Consider the following 22,406-nt stretch of genomic DNA (forward strand, 5'->3'; position numbering starts at 1 on the left):
ATGAGGAGGCTGTCTCACCTTCGACTAGTTCAGCGAATCGAAGCTTCCATCAAGGGCAAACCAGCAATTGAAGAAGGTCGTCTCGCCATCGCGGTCGTAATAGCCCTGGGTTACATAACGACTGCCGCTCTGGAACGCCGCGTTGACGGTTATCTCCTGCGGACGCACGCCAAATTCCGCCGAGGCCTCGCCGGCGCAAAAGCGGGGCATCTGGCTCATGTCGAGTTGCGATGGAGTGCCGTTGGAAGGCGGCGTTACCGGCCGCGGTGCGGCTGGCGTGGTTTGTTGCACCGCAGCGTTTTCGACGTAGAACGTCAGATCATAATTGGCCGTTTCACCCCGGCGCGCGGCATTGCGCATCAGGTAAACGTCGACGATGTAGTTGCCGCTCGATGGCACCACGAATGATGTTCCATTGCCCGAGATCGAGCCATTATAGAGGGCTTGGCTGGCGCCCGGGGCCGTGATGTTGAAATAGTTGCTCGCATTATCGGTATCGAGCTGCACATCCATCACCTGGCCCGCCGATACGCCGACGCTGTAGCGGACGCTTTCGTCACCGGTAATGCTGCCCTCGATGGTCGTGCCAGAGCTGCCGCGGGGGAATCTGACTGTCTCAGTATGAACCTGCGCCAATGCCGGTGTGAGCGCTGAACCGATCAGAAGGGCTGATAGGATGCCGACCTTGATGAAATTGCGTGAACTCCATTTGCGCCAGTCAAAAACACACTCGGACTGTGTCACTTTCCGAAGTGGCGGCAAAGCGGAAATGGACCATGGATGCGATGTCTCGATCCCCAGGACCAACCGAGATCGCGCGCCTTTTCGGCAAATCGAACCGCAACGCCTGCTTGCCCAAGGCAAAGCCAGTTAAGGCGCCGGTCGATACGGCGGGACTCCTGGCGGCGACCAGCACCTCGATCTGGCTGGGACAGCTTTCGGGGATCGGAAGCAACTGTTGCGTCCGATCCGCACCGATTGCTGAGGCTCAAGCCTTTTCGGTCCCGGCTATTGCCGCCTTGATTTCGGCCACCGCCAGCTCGATGTCGGCCTTGTAGGCCACCAGCGGCGGTTGCACGCCATGGGCTTCGAGCGCCTTGCGGACCACGGGCGACGTGCCGGTCAGGGTCAGGGAAATGCCCTTGTCGCGCGCCTTTTCGGCCGTGCCGGCAATGGTATGGGCCGCGGTGGAATCCAGGAAGGGCACGGCGGCGAAATCGAGCACCAGCGCCTTGTGCTGGCCCACCGCATTGTCGAGCACGGCGCCGATGGCCGAGGCGGCGCCGAAGAAGAAGGCGCCGGTGATGCGAAACACTTCCACATCGGGGTCGCTGGCTTCCGCGGGGTCATAGGGGCGGCGCTCGCCATTGCTGGTATCGGGCAGGTCCGGCGCGGCCAGGCTCGAATGGCGCTCCACCCCGGTGCTCCGGGCCATGCGCCCGATGAACAACATGGCGCCCAGCGAGAAACCCACCAGAATGCCTTCGGTGAGGTCGCGGAACACGGTGAGCAGGAAGGTCGCCAGCAGCACCAGCGCATCGCCGGGCGAGGCGCGCAGCAGACTGACGAACTGGTGCCGCTCGGCCATGTTCCAGGCCACCACGGCCAAGACGCCCGCCAGGGCCGCCAGCGGGATATAGCTGGCCAGCGGCGCGGCCACCAGCATGAAGCCCAGCAGCGAGGCGGAGTGGATCATGCCCGAGATCGGGCCGCGCGCCCCGGCGCGGATATTGGTGGCGGTGCGGGCAATGGTGCCGGTGATTGGCATGGCGCCGAAGATGGCGCCGCCGATATTGGCCACGCCCTGCGCCACCAGTTCGCTGTTGGAGCGGTGCCGCCGGCCGGTCATGCCGTCAGCCACTACGGCCGAGAGCAGTGACTCGATGGCGCCGAGCAGGGCGAAGGCAATGGCGCTCGGCAGCACCGCCTGGATTTTCTCCAGCGAGAAATCGGGCAAAGCCGGGGCCGGCAGCGAGTTGGGCAGGCCGCCAAACCGCGTGCCGATGGTTTCGACCGGCAGGTTGAACAGCGCGACGATGAGCGAGGTTGCCGTCACGGCCACCAGCATGCCGGGCCATTTGGGCCGCACCATGCGCAGGCCGACAATGATTGCGATGCTGATGACGGCGATCAGCAGGGCCGCGGCATTGAAGGTGCCGGCGGCCTGCCACAGCACATGCAGCTTCTCGACGAATTCCGGTGGCTCAGCCTCGGCCAGGGTCAGGCCGAACAGATCCTTGATCTGGCTGGAAAAGATGATGACGGCGATGCCGGCGGTGAAACCCACCGTCACCGGAAAGGGAATGAAGCGGATATAGGTCCCCAGCCGCAGCAGCCCGATGGCCACGAGGATCAGGCCCGCGATGAATGTCGCCAGCAGCATGCCGTCGACCCCGTGCTGGGCCACGGTGGTGGCGACCAGTACGATGAAGGCCCCGGCCGGGCCGCCGATCTGGAAGCGGCTGCCGCCCAGCAGCGAAATCAGGAAGCCGCCGACAATGGCGGCATAGAGCCCGCGATCTGGCGTCAGCCCGCAGGCAATGGCAATGGCCATGGAGAGCGGCAGCGCCACCACGGCGACCGTGAGCCCGGAAATGGCGTCGGTGCGCAGGTCGGCGAGCCCGTAGCCCTCACGGAGCACGGTCACCAGTTTGGGCGTATAGAGGTCGGCGAAGCTCGCGCGGGCAGGGCGGTCGGCAGCGGGATTAGTCCGGTCCATATGGACAGGCGCCTTTCGGGGAAAGGCGGCGGATCGTCGGCAGCAATAGGTCGGCGGTCACGCCGCGACAGGTGGCGGATCGGCCGCGCCGCACAGCCAGACTCAGCACGCGGGGCGGGGCTCGACGTTCCATAGCCCGGCCGGGGCGGAAAATGAAGGGTATGGCGTGCCGCATGGCCGGCAGGTGGCTCGGTAGTCCGGCGGCGATGTGTCGTCCAGGCTCGTCGTGGCGTTTGCCCTCGTGCCGAGGCCGTCGCCTTTCCGCCATTGTCGGGGTGCCGCCGATTCACGCATGCGGCCCGTCGATGCTAACAGTCCGTGAACGTTTCCTAACACTTTGCTAACCAGTTCCGCCCAATCCCCGCTGTTCCCGAACATCACAGATAGACAAGAACAAAAGACGAACTTATAAGAACATTATAGCAACACGGGAGATGCAGATGCTCACTTTCATCAAGGACTTCGCCGCATTCGTCACGCTCGGCGCCTTCACGGTCGGCTCGCTGACCTGGATGGATGTGCTGACCCGACTCGTGTGACGATGAGCATCGCCCGGAAAAGTGGGAACCGGTTTTCCGTAAAGGCGATGCGACACAAAGAATCGGAGCCGGCGACTTGATTTCATCAAGTCGCATAAGGCTCTGGCCTGTGGATTGCGGCCCGGCAGCGGTATCAACCGCGCCCTGGGCCGGTCATAAAGGGCAATCATGCGCGGTCCCGGCTTCATTCATCTTCACGTCCATTCGGCCTATTCCCTGCTGGAGGGTGCCCTTCAGCTCGAGACGATTCTCAAGCTCGCGGCCGAGGACAGCCAGCCCGCTTTGGGCATTGCCGATACCGGTAACCTGTTCGGGGCGCTGGAATTTTCCGAGAAGGCAAGCAAGAAGGGCATCCAGCCGCTGGCCGGGGTGGAACTGGCCATCGACTTCGCCGCCGCCGAGGAGCGCATCAGCGAGCGCGGCCATATCGCCTGGGCGGGCAAATCCAGCGTCGTGCTGCTGGCGCAGACCGAGGCGGGCTTCGCCAATCTCTCGCGGCTGGTCTCGCAATCCTATCTGCAGGGCGATGGCTCCGGCACGGCGCGAGCCAGGCTCGACTGGCTGACCCGCGACAGCCTCGAAGGCCTCATCTGCCTCAGCGGCGGGCCGGAAGGCGCCATCGACATGGCTTTCGCCCATGGGCAGGACGCCAATGCCATCCGCCGGCTCGACCGGCTGGCCGAGCTGTTCGGCGACCGCTTCTATATCGAATTGCAGCGCCACGGCCGGGTGCAGGAGGCTGCCGTCGAGCCGCGCCTGATCGACTATGCCTATCGCAAGGGCGTGCCGCTGGTCGCCACCAACGAGCCTTTCTTCAAATCCGCCAAGGAGTTCGAGGCGCATGATGCGCTGCTGGCCATTGCCGGCGGTACCGTGCTGGCCCAGACCGAGCGGCGCAAGCTCAACGACCAGTATTACTTCAAGACCCGCGCCGAGATGGCCGAGCTGTTCTCGGACATTCCCGAAGCGCTGGATTCGACGGTGGAAATCGCCCGCCGCGTCTCCTACCGGCCGCGCACGCGCAGCCCGATCCTGCCCAAATTTGCCGCCGCGCCCGATCTCAGCGATGCCGATGCCGTGGCCGCCGAAGCCGCGGCTTTGCGCGCCATGGCGGAGGAGGGGCTGCGGGCGCGCCTCGCCAGTCCCGGCCCGGCGCCGGGCAAGACGGCGGAGGAGTACTGGGAGCGGCTGGAATTCGAGCTCGGCATCATCCAGTCGATGAAGTTCCCCGGCTACTTCCTTATCGTGGCTGATTTTATCCGCTGGTCGAAGTCGCAGGGCATTCCGGTGGGACCGGGCCGTGGCTCGGGCGCCGGGTCGCTCGTGGCCTATGCCACCACCATTACCGACCTCGATCCGCTGGCCTACAATCTGCTGTTCGAACGCTTCCTCAATCCGGAACGCGTGTCGATGCCGGACTTCGATATCGACTTCTGCCAGGATCGCCGCGAAGAGGTGATCCATTACGTCCAGCAGAAATACGGCGTCGAGCAGGTGGCGCAGATCATCACCTTCGGAACGCTGCAGGCGCGCGCCGTGCTGCGTGACGTCGGACGCGTGCTGCAGATGCCCTATGGGCAGGTGGACCGCATCTGCAAGCTGGTGCCGGCCAATCCGGCCGATCCGTGGTCCATCGAGCGCACGCTGAACGAGGTTCCGGCCTTCAAGGCCATGGCCGACGAGGACGAGACGGTGGCGGACCTGATTGCCATCGCCCGGAACCTGGAAGGGCTGTTCCGCCACGCCTCGACCCATGCCGCCGGCATCATCATCGGCGACCGGCCGCTGCAGGATCTGGCGCCGCTCTACCGCGATCCGCGTTCGGACATGCCGGTCTGCCAGTACAACATGAAGTGGAGCGAGGCGGCGGGGCTGGTCAAGTTCGACTTCCTCGGCCTCAAGACGCTGACCACGGTGGAATATGCCGTCGAGATGGTGAATCTCGATGGGGGCAATCTCCGCATCGAAGATATCCCGATCGACGACAAGCCGACCTACGACCTCTATGCCAAGGGCGACACGTTCGGCGTGTTCCAGGTGGAAGGCGCCGGTATGCGCCGCGCCCTGGTCGACATGAAGCCCGACCGCTTCGAGGACATCATCGCGCTGGTGGCGCTCTACCGCCCCGGCCCGATGGACAATATTCCCTTGTTCAACGACCGCAAGCACGGTCGCGAAGAGGTGGAATATCCCCATCCCGAGCTCTCCAAGGTGCTCGACGAGACCTACGGCATCATCGTCTATCAGGAGCAGGTGATGCAGATCGCCCAGCTCCTGTCGGGCTATTCGCTAGGCGAAGCCGACATGCTGCGCCGTGCCATGGGCAAGAAGATCAAGTCCGAGATGGATGCGCAGCGCGAGCGTTTCCGCGAGGGCGCGGTGGCCCATGGTCTCAAGCAAAGCCAGGCCGATACCATTTTCGACCTGCTCGCCAAGTTCGCCAATTACGGCTTCAACAAGAGCCACGCGGCGACCTATGCGCTGGTGAGCTATCAGACCGCCTGGCTCAAGGCACATCACCCGCACGAATTCCTCGCTGCCTCGATGACGCTCGACATGGGCAATACCGACAAGCTGGCCGAATTCCGCAGCGAGGCGAAGCGCCACGATATCGAGCTGGTCGCGCCCTGCGTGAACACCTCCCAGGTGGTGTTCTCGGTCAAGGACAAGCGCATTCTCTATGGCCTCTGCGCCGTCAAGGGTGTCGGCCGGCAGGTGGCCGAGCATATCGTGGAGGCGCGCGGGGACACTCCGTTTAGGGATCTCGGCGATTTCGCGCGCCGGGTCGATCCGCGCATTCTCTCCAAGCGCACACTGGAAACGCTGGCCAATGCCGGCGCGTTCGACGCCATCGTGTCGAGCCGCGAAGTGGCCTTCGCCGCCATCGAGGCGGTCATGGCCATGGCTCACTCGCTCACCACCGAGCGCAACGAGGGCCAGTGGAACATGTTCGACATGGGCGAGCCCGAGCCGATCCGCCTGCCGGCTGGCGTGCCGGCCTGGTCCACCACCGAGCGGGCCGACCGCGAACTGTCGGCCATCGGCTTCCACCTGTCGGCGCATCCGCTCGACGCCTATGCGGACCTGTTCGAAAAGCTGCGCGTGCAGCGCTGGGGCGATTTCGAGCGTGCCGTCAAGGATGGGGCTTCGGCCGGGCGGCTGGCCGGCACGATCAGCGGACGGCAGGATCGCCGCACTCGCAAGGGCACGCCGATGATGATCCTGACGCTGTCGGACCAGACCGGCAGCTTTGAAGTCATCGCCTTTTCCGAGCAGATCAACGAGTTCGGCGCACTGCTGCAGCCCGGCAAGTCGGTGATCCTCCAGGTCGGCGCCGACGAACGTGCCGAAGGCATCAGCCTGCGCCTGCTTTCGGCCCAGGCCATCGACGGCATCGAAGACACGATCGAGCGCCGCCTCACGGTCTTTGCCGCCGACGCCAAGGCGCTCGGCCCCATCAACGCCCAGCTCAAGCGGGGCGGGGAGGGCAAGGTGAACTTCGTCGTCATCCGTGACGGCGGGGCAAGGGAATACGAAATCGAGCTGCCGGGCGCCTACCGCATCACGGCCGAAGTCGCTGGTGGCATCAAGGCGCTGGATGGCGTGACGGATGTAAGGCTACACTGAGTTGACGGCTGCCATGCGCGGTGAGTGGCACGATCCAATCCTACCCTCGGTGTCATCCCGGCCTTGAGCCGGGATCCATCTTGAGATCGCGCCACGGCCGCAAGGTGGATCGTCCGACCACCTGCCCCACCATCTCAGGATGGATCCCGGCTCAAGGCCGGGATGAAATGGTAGTTGGGGAAGCGACAATGGATTTATCCATCTTATCCCCCTCCCCAAATCCTCCTGCATACTCCTCCCATCCCTCCGCATGGGCGGCCTGCAGGCGAACAGTGGTGGAGGGGGCCGGGTGCGGCTTCGCTGCTCGCACAGGTCCGAGTCCGGGCGGAAGCGTGTGCGCGACCCCCCGTACAGTTCCAAAAACCGGCACCCCGAGGCGGTCAACGTCTCACTATTAAATTACTCAGGGGCGTCAGCCGTCTCGGGGTACGCCCATCCATGACGACCGCATCGCAGGCGGCGCTTGCGCACGTCCCTTGCGTTTCCCCCGCTCTTCCCCTATATCGCCCCTGCGTTTGACTGCGTGTCAGCGCGATTTCACACACGAGGCAGGCGTTTCGAGCAATCGAAAAGCCATCCGGTGGCGGGCAACCGTCGCAAGGCTTCGTGGAGGCATCAACCGGTAAACAAGGAGCAGCCATCATGGCACTGCCCGATTTTTCTATGCGTCAACTGCTCGAAGCAGGCGTCCATTTCGGTCACCAGAAGCACCGCTGGAACCCCAAGATGGAGCGCTACATCTTTGGCGTTCGCAACGACATCCACATTCTCGACCTGAGCCAGACCGTGCCGGCCCTGAGCCGCGCGCTGCAGCTCGTGTCCGACACCGTTGCCGATGGCGGCCGCGTGCTGTTCGTCGGCACCAAGCGCCAGGCTGCGCCGCTGGTGGCTGATGCCGCCAAGCAGTCGGCCCAGTATTATGTGAATTCCCGCTGGCTCGGCGGCACGCTGACCAACTGGCAGACGATCTCGAACTCGATCTCGCGCCTGCGCGAACTCGAATCGATGAGCGAAGACGACCTGGCCCTGCGCACCAAGAAGGAGCGCCTGATGATGAGCCGCGAGCAGGAACGCCTCGAGCGTGACCTGGGCGGCATCAAGGACATGGGCAACCTGCCGTCGCTCCTGTTCGTCATCGACACCAACAAGGAAGCCAACGCGATCAAGGAAGCCCGTCGCCTGGGTATTCCGGTCGTGGCCATCGTCGACACCAATTGCGACCCCGACACCGTCGATTATGCCATCCCCGGCAATGACGACGCGTCGCGCGCCCTCGAGCTTTACGTCTCGCTGGTGTCCCGCGCTGCCATTGACGGCATCGGCCGTTCGTCGTCGGCGCTCGGCGCCGATCTCGGTGCTTCCGACGCCGCGCCGGCCGAAGAGCTGCCGACCGATGAAGCCCCGGCCGCCGAAGCTCCGGCAGCCGCCAGCTAAGCGCGTTTCGCGTATTTCGTTCTGATTTGAACCAATGCGACCCCTGCAACGGGGTCGCCAAGAGGTGAACCCATGGAAATCACTGCAGGAATGGTCAAGCAGCTCCGCGACTCGACCGGCGTCGGGATGATGGACTGCAAGAAGGCCTTGGCCGAAACCAATGGCGACATGGAAGCTGCGGTCGACTGGCTGCGCACGCGTGGCCTGGCCAAGGCCGCCAAGAAGGCTGACCGCGTGGCTGCCGAAGGCCTGGTCGGCGTCGCGACATCAGGCACCAAGGCTGCCGTCGTCGAAGTGAACTCGGAAACCGACTTCGTTGCCCGCAACGAGCAGTTCCAGGACATTGTCGGCAGCGTTGCCAAGCTGGCGCTCGATGCCGATGGCGATGTGGTCAAGCTCGGCGAAATGCCGTTCCCCGGTTCGGGCCATTCGGTTTCGGCCGAACTGACCGAAGCTATCGCCAAGATCGGCGAGAACATGAACCTGCGCCGCACCGAAGTCGTTTCGGTCAGCGATGGCGTGGTCGAGAGCTATATCCACAATTCCGTCAAGGGCGGCCTCGGCCGTATCGGCATTCTGGTGGCGCTCGAATCGACCGGCGACAAGGCTGCGCTCAGCACCCTTGGCAAGCAGCTCGCGATGCATATCGCCGCTGCCCAGCCGCAGGCGATTTCGCCCGAAGAACTGGACCAGGACGTTGTCGCCCGCGAGCGCGCCATCATCCTCGAGCAGGTCAAGGAATCGGGCAAGTCGGCCGAGATCGCCGAAAAGATGGTCGATGGCCGCATGCGCAAGTATTTCGAGGAAGTCACGCTCCTGGCGCAGACTTTCGTGATCGATGGCGAGACCAAGGTCCGCGATGCGATCAAGAATGCCGAGAAGGACGTTGGTGCCCCGATCGCGCTGACCAGGTTCGTGCGCTATGCGCTGGGCGAGGGCATCGAGAAGGCCGAGACGGACTTCGCCGCCGAAGTCGCCGCCACGGCCGGCGTGAAGTAATACCAACTATTCTGCGGGCAGGCCTACGGGCCTGTCCGTTGCTCTCCCGGCGGCCATGATTTGGGCGGGATCGAGCGCAAAAACCCAGCCGTTATTCACGTTCCGATGGTGCCACGCCTTCTTTTGAAGGCGATTTTGCCATAGGGTCTGCCGGGTGCCGCCGGATTCGGTGCCCCATCCATGTTCTTGTCAAAGGGGTTTGCCGATGGCGCCTGCCTACAAACGCATTCTCCTCAAGGTTTCGGGCGAGGCGCTGGCAGGGGACAATTCCTTCGGGATCGAGCCGCCTTTCCTGCAGGCCGTGGCCAAGCAGATCGCCGATGTCGCCAATAGCGGCGTGCAGATCGCCATCGTGGTGGGCGGCGGCAATATCTTCCGCGGCATGGCCGGCGCCGCCGACGGTACCGACCGGGTGACGGCCGACCTGATGGGCATGCTGGGCACCATGATCAATGCCCTGGCCCTCAGCAATGCCATTTCCCGCCAGGGCGCCAAGGCCAAGCCCTATAGCGCCGTTTCCATGCCTTCGGTGGCCGATACCTTCACCGCGCGCGACGCCAAGCTGGCGCTGGAAGAGGGCTATGTCGTCGTGCTGGGCGGGGGCATCGGCAACCCATTCTTCACCACCGACACGGCTTCCACCTTGCGCGCCATCGAGCTGGACTGCGATGTCGTGCTCAAGGGCACCAAGGTCGACGGCGTCTATTCCGAGGATCCGGTGAAGAATCCGAATGCCACGCGTTACGACACCGTCAGTTACGACGAAGTCATCGGCAAGAATCTGCGCGTGATGGATACTGCGGCCTTTGCCCTTGCCCGTGACAACGCCATGCCGATAATCGTGTATGCTCTCGACGACGCTGCGGGCCTGGCGGGTGTGCTGGCGGGAACCACCCGCTCGACCCGCGTCGGCAAGCCGATCTAGAATCTAAAGGACGACTGATATGGCCTATGACCTCCCCGACCTGAAAAACCGCATGCAGAAGTCCATCGCTTCGCTGCGCGATGAACTGACGGGCCTCAGGACAGGGCGCGCCAGCGCCAGCCTGCTGGAGCCGGTGTCCGTAGAGGCCTATGGTTCGCGCATGCCGCTGAACCAGGTTGCCACCGTGACCGTGCCCGAGCCGCGCATGCTGAGCGTGCAGGTCTGGGATCGGCAGATGGCCAATGCCGTCGAAAAGGCCATTCGCGACAGTGGCCTGGGCCTCAACCCGATGAGCGAGGGGCAGATCATCCGCGTGCCGCTGCCCGAGCTCAACGAGCAGCGTCGCAAGGAATTGGCAAAAGTGGCGCATAACTATGCCGAGGCCGCCCGTGTCGCGGTGCGCCACATCCGACGAGACGGCATGGATGCGCTCAAGAAGGCCGAGAAGGATGGCGATCTGAGCCAGGACGATGCCCGCGTGCAGTCCGATCTGGTGCAGAAGGCCACCGACGCCGCCGTGGCCGAGATCGATCAGGTCGTCGCGGCCAAAGAAGCGGAAATCATGCAGGTCTAGGCCGGCCGAACTGCGCCGGGAGGGCGTAGATGTCCATCGATCCAGCCATTGCCGACGACATTGCGCCGCGCCCGCGCCTGCGCATTCCGATGCATCTTGGCGTGATCATGGACGGCAATGGCCGTTGGGCCGAAGCGCGGGGCAAGCGTCGCACCGAGGGCCATATCGAGGGCGTCAAGGCGCTCCGCAACCTGGTCGAACTCTGCATTACCTACGGCGTGCCGCATCTGACTGTCTTCAGTTTCTCATCCGAGAACTGGACGCGGCCGAAAGATGAGATATCGTTTATCTTCAATCTTCTGCGTCGGTTTGTTGCGTCTGACCTTCAGAATCTGATCCGCAATAATGTGCGGGTGCGCATCATCGGCAGCCGGACCGGGCTGGAGCCCAGCCTGGTGCGCCTGATCGATGACGTGGAAGCCAAGACGGAGGCCAATACCGGCCTCGTGCTGATCGTTGCCTTCAACTATGGCGGCAAGGCCGAAATCGCCGAGGCGACGCGCCGGATCGCCGCTGAGGTCGCGGCCGGCCGGCTGGCGCCCGAGGCCATTACCGAGGATACGATCGCGGCGGCGCTCTATACGGCGGGCCTGCCCGATCCCGATCTCATCATCCGCACCAGCGGCGAGCAGCGCATTTCCAATTTCCTGCTGTGGCAGGCAGCCTATGCCGAATTCGTCTTTGTCGATGAGAACTGGCCCGATTTCGGCGAAGCCAGCTTCATCCGCGTGCTGGAGACCTTTTCGCGGCGCGACCGGCGCTTTGGCGGCATCGAGGCGGAGCGATCGTGAGCAGTCCAGGCGATCCCGCGTCAGATCCTGTCGTCAGTCGCCGCCGTAGCTGGTCCGATCTGGGGCCTCGTCTCGTCTCTGCCCTGGTCCTTATCGCGCTGACGGCGACCGCCCTTTACATCGGCAGCTATGTGTTTGCCGCCGTGGTAGGCGCGGTCTTTGCCGGCGCCTATCGCGAATGGGAAACCATGGTTTCCCGCGCGCCGCTGACCCCGGCCGGCATGGTGCTGGTAGGGCTGCTGGCCGTTTCCGGCGTCATCTATCCGCTGTTCGGGCCGTTGGGCACCATTTCGGTCGTTGCCCTGGCCTGCGCCGTTGCCGTGGGCATGCGCGGGGAGGGGGGTGCTGTGGCGTATCCTCGGGCTGGTGACCTTTGGCGCCATCATCGTGGCGGCGTTGGCCATGCGTGGCGATACGCTGACCGGCGTCTGGGCCGGGGTCTATCTCGGTACGGTCGTCTGGATGACCGATTCGGCGGCCTTCTTCACCGGACGGCAGATCGGCGGGGAAAAGCTGGCGCCCGACATCTCACCGTCCAAGACCTGGTCGGGGGCGCTGGGCGGGCTGGCTTTGGGCACCGGGGCAGGGCTGCTGGTCTGGATCGTGGCCACCGATTCTCCTTGGTGGATCGGCCTGATCCTGTCTGCGACGATCAGCGTGCTTGGCCAGTTGGGCGATCTCAGCGAAAGTGCCATCAAGCGGCATTTCCGGATCAAGGACAGCGGCGACATCATCCCCGGTCATGGTGGGTTGATGGACCGGCTGGACAGCCTAACATTCGGCGTTTTGCTGGTGCTGCTGGTCGGGGCGCTGCATGCCGGCTACGGCTCGGTGGCCGAAGGCCTGCTCTACTGGTAGCGATGGCGCGCAGGCGCCGCATTCGCTGACGCAAGGATGCCCATGTTCGATTTTCTCTACTGGCTTCTGTCCTATGTCGTGCCGTTCCTGGCCGTGCTGACGGTCATCGTGTTCGTGCACGAAATGGGGCATTACCTGGTGGCGCGCTGGAATGGCGTGGCGATCGACGCCTTTTCCGTCGGCTTCGGGCGCGAGCTGATCGGCTGGAATGACCGGCATGGCACGCGCTGGAAAATCTCGGCGATCCCCCTTGGCGGCTATGTGCGCTTTGCCGGTGACATGAACGCCGCCAGCGTTCCCGACCCGGATGCCCTGGCCAAGGTGGACCCGGCATTGGCACCGCACCTCTTCGCCAACAAGAATGTGTGGCAGCGGATTGCCGTCGTCGTGGCCGGTCCGCTGGCCAATGTCATCCTGACCTTCCTCATTCTCTACGCCCTGCTGCTGGGCTATGGGCGCTACACCATTCCCCCGGTGGTCGGCGAAGTCATCGCCGGCTCGGTGGCCGAGGCGGCCGGGCTCGAGGCCGGCGACGTCATCATCGCCGTCGATGGCTATGCCGTACACGGTTTCGAGGATTTCCAGCGCCTGGTAGCCACCAGTCCGGAACGGCCCGTTACCATAGAGCTCGAACGCGGCAGCGCCGCCGAAACCATCGTCCTGGTGCCCGAGGCCGTCGAGGTGGAAGACCGTTTCGGCAATATCCAGCGGATCGGCCGGGTCGGGGTGAGCCGCGATGTCGCGGAAACCGACGTGACGCTCTATCGGCCCGGGCCAGTCGAGGCGATCGGCATGACGGTCGAGGAGATTCGCTTCATCATCCAGCGCACAGCCGCCTTCCTGGGCGACTTTTTCGTCGGGCGCGGCGATGTCGAGCAGTTGGGCGGGCCGGTCAAAGTGGCCAAGGTTTCGGGGGAGGTGGCGACTCTCGGCATTGTCGCGCTCATAAATCTCACCGCGTTGCTTTCGTTAAATATCGGTATTTTCAACCTTTTGCCGGTTCCCATGCTCGACGGCGGGCACCTTCTGTACTATCTGGTTGAAGCTGTCAGGGGACGTCCGCTGAGCATGCGCGTGCAGGAAATGGGGTTCCGCTTCGGCTTTGCCCTGGTGCTTGCGCTCATGGTGTTCACATTGTTCAACGACACACTGTTCGCCTACTTCGGAATCCTGCGTTAACACCCGGTTAACCTAGGTTTGTGAGGTGTTGCAGGAATACAAGAGCACCAATCATTTGCTAACCGCGTCGAGGCTTCCGCCTTGTCCTTGGTTAAAAAGACGGTAAAACGGTGCAATGGAGTTAGCTTGGGGGAGCGCTGTGCATGGCGATTCCTCAGGCCCGGTCGCAGAGGCAATAATAATATGATCCATCCCACCAAGCTGATGCGCGGCGCTTTTCTGGCGCTTGCGATTCTGGGTGCAGCGCCGCTCGCTGGCCCCAGCATTCCGCTTCTTGGCGCTGTGACTGCTCAGGCTCAGGAACAACTGGTCGGTGCGGTGCTCTTCGAGGGCAACCGGCGCTTTTCCGACAACCAGCTCCTCGCCATGGTCGATGTGTCGGCCTCCGGCATCTTCACCCAGCAGCGTGTGGCCGCGGATATCGAGAGTATCCGCCAGGCCTATGACCGCGACGGGTTCCTTTCCGTTTCCGTGACGGCGCGGACCGAAGCGACCAGCGATGGTCGCGTTCGTGTCATCTTCACCGTCAATGAAGGCAATCGCGCGGGTATCGCGGCGATCAACTTCACCGGCAACAACGCCTTTGGCGCCAACAGCCTCAAGAGCACCATGCTCACCAAGGAAACCGGCATTCTGAGCTGGTTGTTCAAGGATGACGGCTATGACGAGCGCAAGCTTGCGGTCGATCGCGAGCGCATTCGCCTCTATTACGCCAATCGCGGCTATCCCGACGTCCAGGTGACCTCGGTCGGCGAATATGACGCCAGCAAGAATGCCTACTTCATCAACTTCACCATCAATGAAGGCCAGAAGTACGCATTCTCCAATGTCGGTATCGAGACCAGCATTGCGGGCCTCAACACCGACGCCCTGAGGGGCACGGTGCAGACGGGGAAGGGCAGTTCCTATTCCGCCAGCGACCTGCAGGCTTCGATCGAGGACATGGCCTACGAAGCCACTGTCCAGGGCTATTCCTTCGTCGACGTCCGGGCGCGGCTCGATCGCGACGTGACGAACGGCACGTTCAACGTGACCTATCTCGTGGACGAAGGTGCGCGGCTCTATGTCGAGCGCATCAACATCACCGGCAATACCAAGACGCGTGACTTCGTCATCCGTCGCGAGCTGGAGTTCGCCGAAGGCGACCCCTTCAACCGTGCATTGGTGGTGCGTGGTCGCGAGCATATCAACGACCTCGGCTTCTTCTCGGCTGTCGACATCACCACAGGCCCGGGCTCGGCGCCCGACAAGGTGGTGATCAATATCGCCGTGACGGAAACGTCCACGGGTGAATACGGCGCGACCGCCGGCTATTCCACCACCGACGGTATCCTGGGCGAAGTCTCGCTGACCGAGCGGAACTTCCTGGGTCGCGGCCAGTATCTGCGTGCTGCCATCGGCGCTTCGCAGGCCGGCCGTACCTTCGACTTCTCGTTCACCGAGCCCCGCTTCATGGGCCTCAAGGTTTCGGCTGGCGTCGATGTCTATCATCGCATCACCGAGGAAACCTCGACCGGCTTCTATGGTTCGCAGGCGACCGGTGGCCAGTTCCGCCTTGGCATCCCACTGACGGCCGATCTGTCCGGCACCGTGTTTGCCGGCATGGAGCGCAAGGTCATTGTCGACAAGGATCCCGATAACTCGCTGCTCGTGGTCAATGGCCATGAGTTCTACAAGGGCTTCATCGGCTATACGCTGACCTGGAACAGCCTCGACGATAACAAGTCGCCGACCGAGGGTCTGCTGGCCACCTTTACGCAGCAGTATATCGGCTGGGATCACAGCCTGATCAAATCCGAGGCGCGGGCGCGCTACTTCATGCCTCTCATCGAGGATAGCGGTATTGTCGCCAGTGTTCGTGGTCAGGCCGGTATCATCAACGATCTGAGCGGCAATGGTGTCCACTCGGTGGAAGCCTTCAGCCCCGGTTCCCAGCTTATTCGTGGTTTCGAGGGCCGTGGTCTTGGCCCGCGTATCGTGAATGGCCCGAATGGCGAATTCCTCGGTGCGGTGGCCTATGCCGGCGTGTCGGCCGAAGTGCAGTTCCCGCTGCCGGGCGTACCGGAGAGCTATGGCCTCAGCGGTGCGGTCTGGGCGGATGCTGCCTGGGTTGATGGCGTGAATACGCCGCGCCTTGACGGTAATGCGATCGACCCTGGCAGCATCGACGTGCCATGGCGGACTTCGATCGGCGCCTCGCTGATCTGGGACAGCCCGTTCGGCCCGCTGCGTGGCGACTTCGCTCACGTGCTGAACAAGTCGACCTCGGACCGGACTCAGGTCTTCCAGCTGACCATGTCCACCTTGTTCTAGCCGTCGTGGCATGAGACAGTTCATTGAGCCGCGGGCGGCATGCACCGCGGCTCAATTCTTTTAAGTGACACTGATGGTCGACACCCGTTTTCATCGTTTTGCCGGCCCGTCCACGATCGGTGCCATTCTGACTGCCCTGGATCGTCGTGACCTGCTGGCCGGCCTCGCCAATGCGGACCTGTCGATAGAGGGCGTGACCGAGCTCGATCTGGCGGGCAGGGGCGATCTGGCTCTGGCGGCGCATACCGATTATGTCGAGGAGCTGCGCGCCACGTCAGCCGGCGCGGTGCTGGTGTTGCCGGCTTTGCGCGAGATGGTGCCAGCCCACAGCCTGGCCATTGCCGTCGACAAGCCGCACCAGCTATTCGCCGATATCCTCGATCACCTCTATCCCTCCAATACCCGCTCCATTATTGCCTCCGGCCGGGACGACTTGGGTGCGCCGGTCTTCGAGCGCGACGTGTCGATCGGCTCCAATGTCGTGGTCGGGCCTGGCGTGGAGATCGGCCGTGGCACGGTTATCGGGGCCAATACCGTTATCGGCGCCGGCGTCACCATCGGCCGCAACTGCATTATCGCGGCCAATTGCACCATCGACTGCGCCCATATCGGCAATGAAGTGGTAATCCATTCCGGCGTCCGCATCGGCACCGAGGGGTTCGGCTGGCTCGATTTCGGGCGGTCCAACCGCAAGGTGCCGCAACTGGGCCGGGTGCTTATCCAGGATCGGGTCGAGATCGGCGCCAATTCCACCATCGACCGTGGCGCCCTTGGCGACACCATGATCGGGGAAGGCACCAAGATCGATAACCTCGTGCAGATCGGCCACAACTGCAAGATCGGCCGCTCCTGCCTCATCGCAGCGATGAGCGGGCTGTCGGGATCGACCATTGTCGAGGATGGCGTGCTGATGGGCGGCGGCGTGGGCACGTCGGGTCACCTGACCATCGGCGCCGGTTCGGTCGTGCATGGCCGCGCCGCGGTGACCAAGAACTGGCCGCCAGGCAGCAAGCTTGCCGGTGCACCGGCGCAGGATATAAGAGATTTCTGGCGTGAAATCGCCACGATGCGGAAACTTTCCAAGGGGGACAAGCGGGGATGACCGAGAGCGCACCAGTCAGCACTGAACTCGGGGCAATGAGCATTGCCGAGATCCTGAAGAGCCTGCCGCATCGCTACCCGTTCCTGATGATCGACCGGATCATCAGGATCGACCGTGACGAGACGGCGGTGGGGATCAAGAACGTGACGTTCAACGAGCCGATCTTCCAGGGCCACTTCCCCGAGAACCCGGTGTTCCCCGGCGTGCTGATCATCGAGGGCATGGCCCAGACGGCCGGCGCTATCGTCATCAAGCACGATTCCGGCACCGGCAAGAAAAACATCGTCCTGATGCTGGGCGTCGACAAGGCCAAGTTCCGCAAGCCGGCCGGGCCGGGGGATACGATCGAGTTCCATATCGCCAAGATCCAGCGCCGCCGCAATGTCGGTCGCTACGAGGCCAAGGCCATGGTTGATGGAGCAATCATCGCGGAAGCCGAGATCACCGCGATGATTGTCGGGGCGGATTCGTGAGCTCTCCGATCGTTCACCCGACGGCCATCGTCGGCTCGGGCGCACAGCTCGGCCAGGGGGTGAAGATCGGTCCCTATTGCATTGTCGGCGACAATGTCGTGCTGCGTGACAATGTCGAACTGCTCTCGCATGTGTCGATCGATGGTCATACCGAACTCGGCGCGGATAGCAGGGTATTCCCCTTCGCCTCGATCGGTCACGAGCCGCAGGACCGCAAATATCACGGCGAAGCCTCCCGGGTGGAAATCGGCGAGCGTTGCGTCATCCGCGAGTCGGCCACGATCAATCCCGGCACCGAAGGCGGCGGCATGGTGACCAGGATCGGCAATGACTGCCTGATCATGGCCGGCGCCCATGTGGCGCATGATGCGATCCTGGGCAACAATGTCATCATGGCCAATTATGTCGGCATCGCCGGCCATTGCCAGATCGGCGACAATGTCACGTTCGGCGGCATGTGCGTCGTCCATCAGTTTACGCGCGTCGGGGCGCATGCCTTTGTCGGCGCTGCGTCGATGGTGGATGGCGATATCATTCCCTATGGCATGGCCGTCGGCAATCGCGCCTCGCTGACCGGGCTCAACCTGATCGGCCTCAAGCGCCGCAAGTTCGACCGCGAGGCGATCCATCGCCTGCGTGCCGCCTACCGCCTGATCTTTGCCAGCGAGGGCACTTTGCGCGAACGCGTCGAGGATGCCGCCGAACTGTTCAAGAATGACCCGCTGGTGCAGGACGTGGTCGCCTTCATCGCCGCCGCCTCGGATCGGCCGATCCTGCTGCCGCGCAACGGCCACGATGTCGACTAGATGAGTGCTCCGGCAGGCGCTGGGCAACCGGGGGATGAGCATCTCAAGCTCTTCGTTCTCGCCGGGGAGCCGTCGGGCGACCGCATTGCGGCCGACCTCGTCGCGCGCCTGCAGCAGCGCGTGCCGCTGGCTTTCATTGGCGTCGGCGGCCATGAGCTCGAGGCGCTCGGCCTGCGCTCGCTGTTTCCGATGCGTGACCTAGCGGTCATGGGCGTTACCGATGTGCTGCTGCGCCTGCCGCTGCTGCTCTGGCGTCTCGAACAGACGGCGCGCGCCATCAAGGCTGCCAAACCCGACATTGTCATACTCGTCGATTCCCAGGACTTTTCGCGGCTCCTGGCCAAGCGGTTGAAACGCCTCGGCTACCAAGGAAAACTCATCCTCTATGTCGCGCCATCAGTCTGGGCGCGGGCGCCGCAGCGCGCCGCCAAGCTCAAGCCGCTCTTCGAGGAAGTGCTGGCCGTGCTGCCTTTCGAGCCGGCGGTCATGCAGCGCCTCGATGGTCCGCCCACCTGCTATGTCGGCCATCCTGCGCTGGCGGAGCGGCTGACCCGCGATGTGGCCGAGCGCGGCCCACTGGTGCTGTTGCCCGGCAGCCGCGACGGCGAATTGCGCCGTCATTTGCCGCTGTTCCGGCAGGTTGCGGAACAGATCGGCAGCCATTCCGTCCTCGATGGCGTGGTCATTCCGACCCTGCCGGGGCTGCATGAACGCCTGACACGCGAGGTTGCCGATTGGCCGGTTCCGGTGCGTATCGTCTCCGACCGCGCGGCACGAGCCGATATCTATCGGCAGGCCGCCTTGGCGCTGGCCGTGTCCGGCACGGTGACGCTGGAGCTGGCTTTGGCGCAGGTGCCCGTCGTCGTGACCTATGTGCTCGACCCGCACCAGGCACGCATCTACGACAATCACGGCCGTCCGCCGATATCGCTGCCCAATCTCATTCTCGGCCGTCGCGCCGTGCCCGAACTGGTGCAGAACGAGCCCGATGCCGGCGCCATGCTGGCCGCGGTCCAGACGCTGCTGGACAACAAAAAAGCCCGCCAGGACCAGATCGTGGCCTTTGGCGAGCTTTCAGCTCTGATGGAAAGCGGCGAGGCTGACTTTCCGCGGCAGGACCCGGCAGAGCGGGTCCTGGCTCATTGGCATCAGCGGGCGCTGAGCGCCTCGTAGTCGCGGGCCGGGTCGCCATTGTAGAGCTGGCGCGGGCGGCCGATCTTCTTCTGCGGATCGGCGATCATTTCCTTCCACTGGCTGATCCAGCCAACGGTGCGGGCGACCGAGAACAGCACGGTGAACATCGAGGTCGGGAAGCCGATGGCTTCCAGGATGATGCCCGAATAGAAATCGACATTGGGGTAGAGCTTGCGCTCGATGAAGTAGGGGTCCTCGAGCGCGATCTTCTCGAGCTCCTGGGCCACCTGCAGTGTCGGATTGTTGTGAACGCCCAGCAGGTCCAGCACTTCCTTGGCGGTCTGCTGCATCACGGTCGCGCGCGGATCGAAGTTCTTGTAGACCCGGTGGCCGAAGCCCATCAGCTTGAAGCCGGAATTCTTGTCCTTGGCGCGGGCGATGAATTCGGGAATGCGGTCGACCGTGCCGATTTCCTTGAGCATGTTGAGCGCCGCCTCGTTGGCGCCGCCATGGGCCGGGCCCCAGAGGCAGGCCACGCCGGCCGCGATGCAGGCGAAGGGGTTGGCGTCGGACGAGCCGGCCAGGCGCACGGTCGAGGTCGAGGCATTCTGCTCGTGATCGGCATGCAGGGTGAAGATCAGGTCCATCGCCTTGGCGATGGTCGGGTTCACCTTGTATTCCTCTGCCGGCACCGAGAAGCACATGTGGAGGAAGTTGGACGCGTAATCGAGGTCGTTGCGCGGATAGACGAAGGGCTGGCCCACCGAATATTTGTAAGCCATGGCCGCAATGGTCGGCATCTTGGCGATCATGCGGATCGAGGCGATCTCCCGCTGCTGCGGATCGGTGATGTCGGTCGAGTCGTGGTAGAAGGCCGCCATGGCGCCGACCACGCCGGTCATCACTGCCATGGGATGGGCATCGCGGCGGAAGCCGCGGAAGAAATAGTGCATCTGCTCATGCACCATGGTGTGGCGGGTCACCAACTGTTCGAATTCGGCCATCTGGGCCTTGTTGGGCAGCTCGCCATAGAGCAGCAGGTAGCAGACTTCGAGATAGTTGCTCTTTTCGGAGAGCTGTTCGATCGGATAGCCGCGATAGAGGAGCTGGCCCTGGTCGCCGTCGATATAGGTGATGGCGCTGTCGCATGCTGCTGTCGAGGTGAAACCCGGATCATAGGTGAACATGCCGGTCTTGGCGTAGAGCGATCTGATATCGATCACATCCGGGCCCACGGTGCCGGACAGTACCGGGAATTCGTGGGTCTGGTCCCCGATGACGAGTTTGGCGACTTTTTCGGTCATTGAGCTCTCCTCGAAGGCCTCCGCGTCCGTCATGATTCCGGTCGCTCGAAGCCGTAAACTGGGCAGTCATGGCTGCTGCGCAGGGGTATCAGTTTTTACCCTTCCGACGCAACCAATGGGTAAGCAAGGCTTACCCTCCGATTAGCACTAGACAGCGCTTGTTTGATCCTCAAGACGAGCCATGCTTTCGTCCCGCCCGATGAGCACCATAACCTCGAAAATCCCCGGCGACACGGTGCGTCCGGTGAGGGCCGCGCGCAGCGGCTGGGCCAGCTTGCCGAGCTTCAGTCCCTTGGCTTCCGCCAGCGCCCGCATGGCAGCGTCGATCGCCGGCACCGACCATTCGTTGAGGCCACGCAGCACCTCGGCCATGTCCCGAAGCACGGCCCGCGTATCCGACGTCAGCAGCGCCGACGCCGCGGCATCGATAGCAAGCGGGCGTGACGCATAGATGAACTGCGCCAGGTCGATCAGCTCCAGCACGGTTTTGGCGCGCGGCTGCAATTCGGGCAGGGCGGTCAGTACGGTGTCCTTGTTGGCTGAGAGGCCATCGACATCGGCCTGGCGGCCGACTTCGGCTGATGTCGCCAGCATGACGTCATAGAGATAGGCCGGGGCCGCTTCGCGGATATAGTGGCCGTTGATATTCTCGAGCTTGACGAAATCGAAGCGCGCGGCGCCCTTGTTGAGACCATCAAGGCTGAACCACTCGACCATCTGCTCGGTCGAGAAGATTTCATCATCGCCATGGCTCCAGCCGAGACGCGCGAGATAGTTGCGCAGGGCCTCGGGCAGGTAGCCCATCTGGCGATAGGCTTCCACCCCCAGCGCGCCATGTCGCTTGGAGAGCTTGGCGCCATCAGGGCCATGGATCAGCGGGATATGGGCCATTTCAGGCACGGTCCAGCCCATGGCATTGTAGATGACGATCTGGCGGGCGGCATTGGTCAGGTGGTCGTCGCCGCGGATGATATGGGTCACGCCCATGTCGTGGTCATCGACCACCACGGCATGCATATAGGTCGGCGTGCCGTCCGAGCGCAGGATGATGAAGTCGTCCAGGTTCTCGGCCTTGAACACGACCTTGCCCTGCACATGGTCATCCACGACGATATCGCCTGACAGCGGCGCCTTGATGCGGATCACCGGGGCGACGCCTTCAGGCGCCTCGCTCCGGTCGCGATCGCGCCAATAGCCGTTATAGCGCGGCGGCTTGCCGGCAGCGCGGGCTTCCTCGCGCATCTGATCCAGTTCGGCCGGCGAGCAGTAGCAGTAATAGGCGTGGCCCATCTTCACCAGCTCATGGGCGACCTCGGCGTGGCGCGCGGCGCGGCCGAACTGGCTGATCGGCTCGCCGTCCCAGGTCAGGCCGAGCCATTTGAGCCCGTCGACCAATGCGGTCACGGCGGCTTCGGTCGAGCGTTCGCGGTCGGTGTCCTCGATGCGCAGCAGCATCTTGCCGCCCTTGTTCTGGGCATAGGCCCAACTGAACAGGGCCGTGCGGGCGCCACCGATATGCAGGTAGCCGGTGGGCGATGGGGCGAAACGGGTAACGACCTGGGACATGAGACCGGAATGCTTGGAGGATTTCGGAGCCGTGTGTAGCATAGCGCGGCACGAGCGCAAGGG

The 22,406-nt window shown here is 63.5% G+C and carries 17 protein-coding genes; 13 read left to right on the forward strand and 4 right to left on the reverse strand.

Translation table 11 applies throughout. From position 1 onward, the window contains the following. Window positions 1-24: 24 nt before the first annotated feature. Window positions 25-744 (reverse strand): hypothetical protein, encoded by a 720-nt coding sequence (locus tag NVV79_RS14215; RefSeq protein WP_303990811.1) that lies wholly within the window; start codon window positions 742-744, stop codon window positions 25-27. 244 nt (window positions 745-988) lie between these two features. After that, complete coding sequence (locus NVV79_RS14220) at window positions 989-2,719, reverse strand: SulP family inorganic anion transporter (RefSeq protein ID WP_303990814.1); 1,731 nt, start codon at window positions 2,717-2,719, stop codon at window positions 989-991. A gap of 707 nt (window positions 2,720-3,426) precedes the next feature. Here NVV79_RS14220 and dnaE point away from each other — a divergent pair. The 13 genes from dnaE to NVV79_RS14285 all read left to right on the forward strand — a co-directional run bounded on the left by dnaE (window position 3,427) and on the right by NVV79_RS14285 (window position 19,512). Next, complete coding sequence (gene dnaE / locus NVV79_RS14225; RefSeq protein ID WP_303990816.1) at window positions 3,427-6,885, forward strand: DNA polymerase III subunit alpha; 3,459 nt, start codon at window positions 3,427-3,429, stop codon at window positions 6,883-6,885. Window positions 6,886-7,527: 642 nt separating this feature from the next. Beyond that, the gene (rpsB, locus tag NVV79_RS14230) at window positions 7,528-8,319 is read left to right on the forward strand and encodes a 30S ribosomal protein S2 (RefSeq protein WP_303990819.1); all 792 of its coding nucleotides are present in this window, start codon (window positions 7,528-7,530) and stop codon (window positions 8,317-8,319) included. 72 nt (window positions 8,320-8,391) lie between these two features. Beyond that, window positions 8,392-9,318, forward strand: a complete 927-nt coding sequence (gene tsf / locus NVV79_RS14235; protein WP_303990822.1) for a translation elongation factor Ts — start codon at window positions 8,392-8,394, stop codon at window positions 9,316-9,318. A gap of 205 nt (window positions 9,319-9,523) precedes the next feature. Then, window positions 9,524-10,243: a UMP kinase gene (gene pyrH / locus NVV79_RS14240; RefSeq protein WP_303990825.1), complete on the forward strand. Its 720-nt coding sequence runs from the start codon at window positions 9,524-9,526 to the stop codon at window positions 10,241-10,243. 19 nt (window positions 10,244-10,262) lie between these two features. Then, a complete protein-coding gene (frr, locus tag NVV79_RS14245; protein WP_303990827.1) occupies window positions 10,263-10,817 on the forward strand; it encodes a ribosome recycling factor in 555 nt (184 codons plus the stop codon). Between the two features lie 29 nt (window positions 10,818-10,846). Beyond that, the gene (locus tag NVV79_RS14250) at window positions 10,847-11,608 is read left to right on the forward strand and encodes an isoprenyl transferase (protein WP_303990830.1); all 762 of its coding nucleotides are present in this window, start codon (window positions 10,847-10,849) and stop codon (window positions 11,606-11,608) included. A 342-nt stretch (window positions 11,609-11,950) separates the two neighbouring features. Further along, window positions 11,951-12,466, forward strand: coding sequence for a phosphatidate cytidylyltransferase (locus NVV79_RS14255; protein WP_303990833.1), 516 nt, complete (start codon window positions 11,951-11,953; stop codon window positions 12,464-12,466). 42 nt (window positions 12,467-12,508) lie between these two features. Next, entirely contained in the window at window positions 12,509-13,645 is a 1,137-nt protein-coding gene (gene rseP / locus NVV79_RS14260; protein ID WP_303990835.1) for an RIP metalloprotease RseP, read from the forward strand. Between the two features lie 183 nt (window positions 13,646-13,828). After that, window positions 13,829-15,958: an outer membrane protein assembly factor BamA gene (gene bamA / locus NVV79_RS14265; RefSeq protein ID WP_303990838.1), complete on the forward strand. Its 2,130-nt coding sequence runs from the start codon at window positions 13,829-13,831 to the stop codon at window positions 15,956-15,958. Window positions 15,959-16,031: 73 nt separating this feature from the next. Next, window positions 16,032-17,060 (forward strand): UDP-3-O-(3-hydroxymyristoyl)glucosamine N-acyltransferase, encoded by a 1,029-nt coding sequence (gene lpxD, locus NVV79_RS14270; protein WP_303990840.1) that lies wholly within the window; start codon window positions 16,032-16,034, stop codon window positions 17,058-17,060. After that, a complete protein-coding gene (gene fabZ, locus NVV79_RS14275; RefSeq protein WP_303990842.1) occupies window positions 17,057-17,533 on the forward strand; it encodes a 3-hydroxyacyl-ACP dehydratase FabZ in 477 nt (158 codons plus the stop codon). Before lpxD ends, fabZ begins: the two co-directional genes overlap by 4 nt. Next, a complete protein-coding gene (lpxA, locus tag NVV79_RS14280; RefSeq protein WP_303990846.1) occupies window positions 17,530-18,339 on the forward strand; it encodes an acyl-ACP--UDP-N-acetylglucosamine O-acyltransferase in 810 nt (269 codons plus the stop codon). Before fabZ ends, lpxA begins: the two co-directional genes overlap by 4 nt. Beyond that, window positions 18,340-19,512 (forward strand): lipid-A-disaccharide synthase, encoded by a 1,173-nt coding sequence (locus tag NVV79_RS14285; RefSeq protein WP_303990848.1) that lies wholly within the window; start codon window positions 18,340-18,342, stop codon window positions 19,510-19,512. It abuts the gene before it with no gap. Here the strand turns inward: NVV79_RS14285 and gltA are convergent. Beyond that, the gene (gene gltA / locus NVV79_RS14290) at window positions 19,488-20,777 is read right to left on the reverse strand and encodes a citrate synthase (protein WP_303990850.1); all 1,290 of its coding nucleotides are present in this window, start codon (window positions 20,775-20,777) and stop codon (window positions 19,488-19,490) included. The two genes, NVV79_RS14285 and gltA, sit on opposite strands and share 25 nt — an antisense overlap. A 147-nt stretch (window positions 20,778-20,924) precedes the next feature. Continuing rightward, window positions 20,925-22,385, reverse strand: coding sequence for a glutamate--tRNA ligase (gltX, locus tag NVV79_RS14295; RefSeq protein ID WP_303990852.1), 1,461 nt, complete (start codon window positions 22,383-22,385; stop codon window positions 20,925-20,927). Window positions 22,386-22,406: the final 21 nt, after the last annotated feature.

It is taken from the genome of Devosia ginsengisoli (assembly GCF_024707105.1).
In the GTDB taxonomy this organism is placed as follows: domain Bacteria; phylum Pseudomonadota; class Alphaproteobacteria; order Rhizobiales; family Devosiaceae; genus Devosia; species Devosia ginsengisoli_A.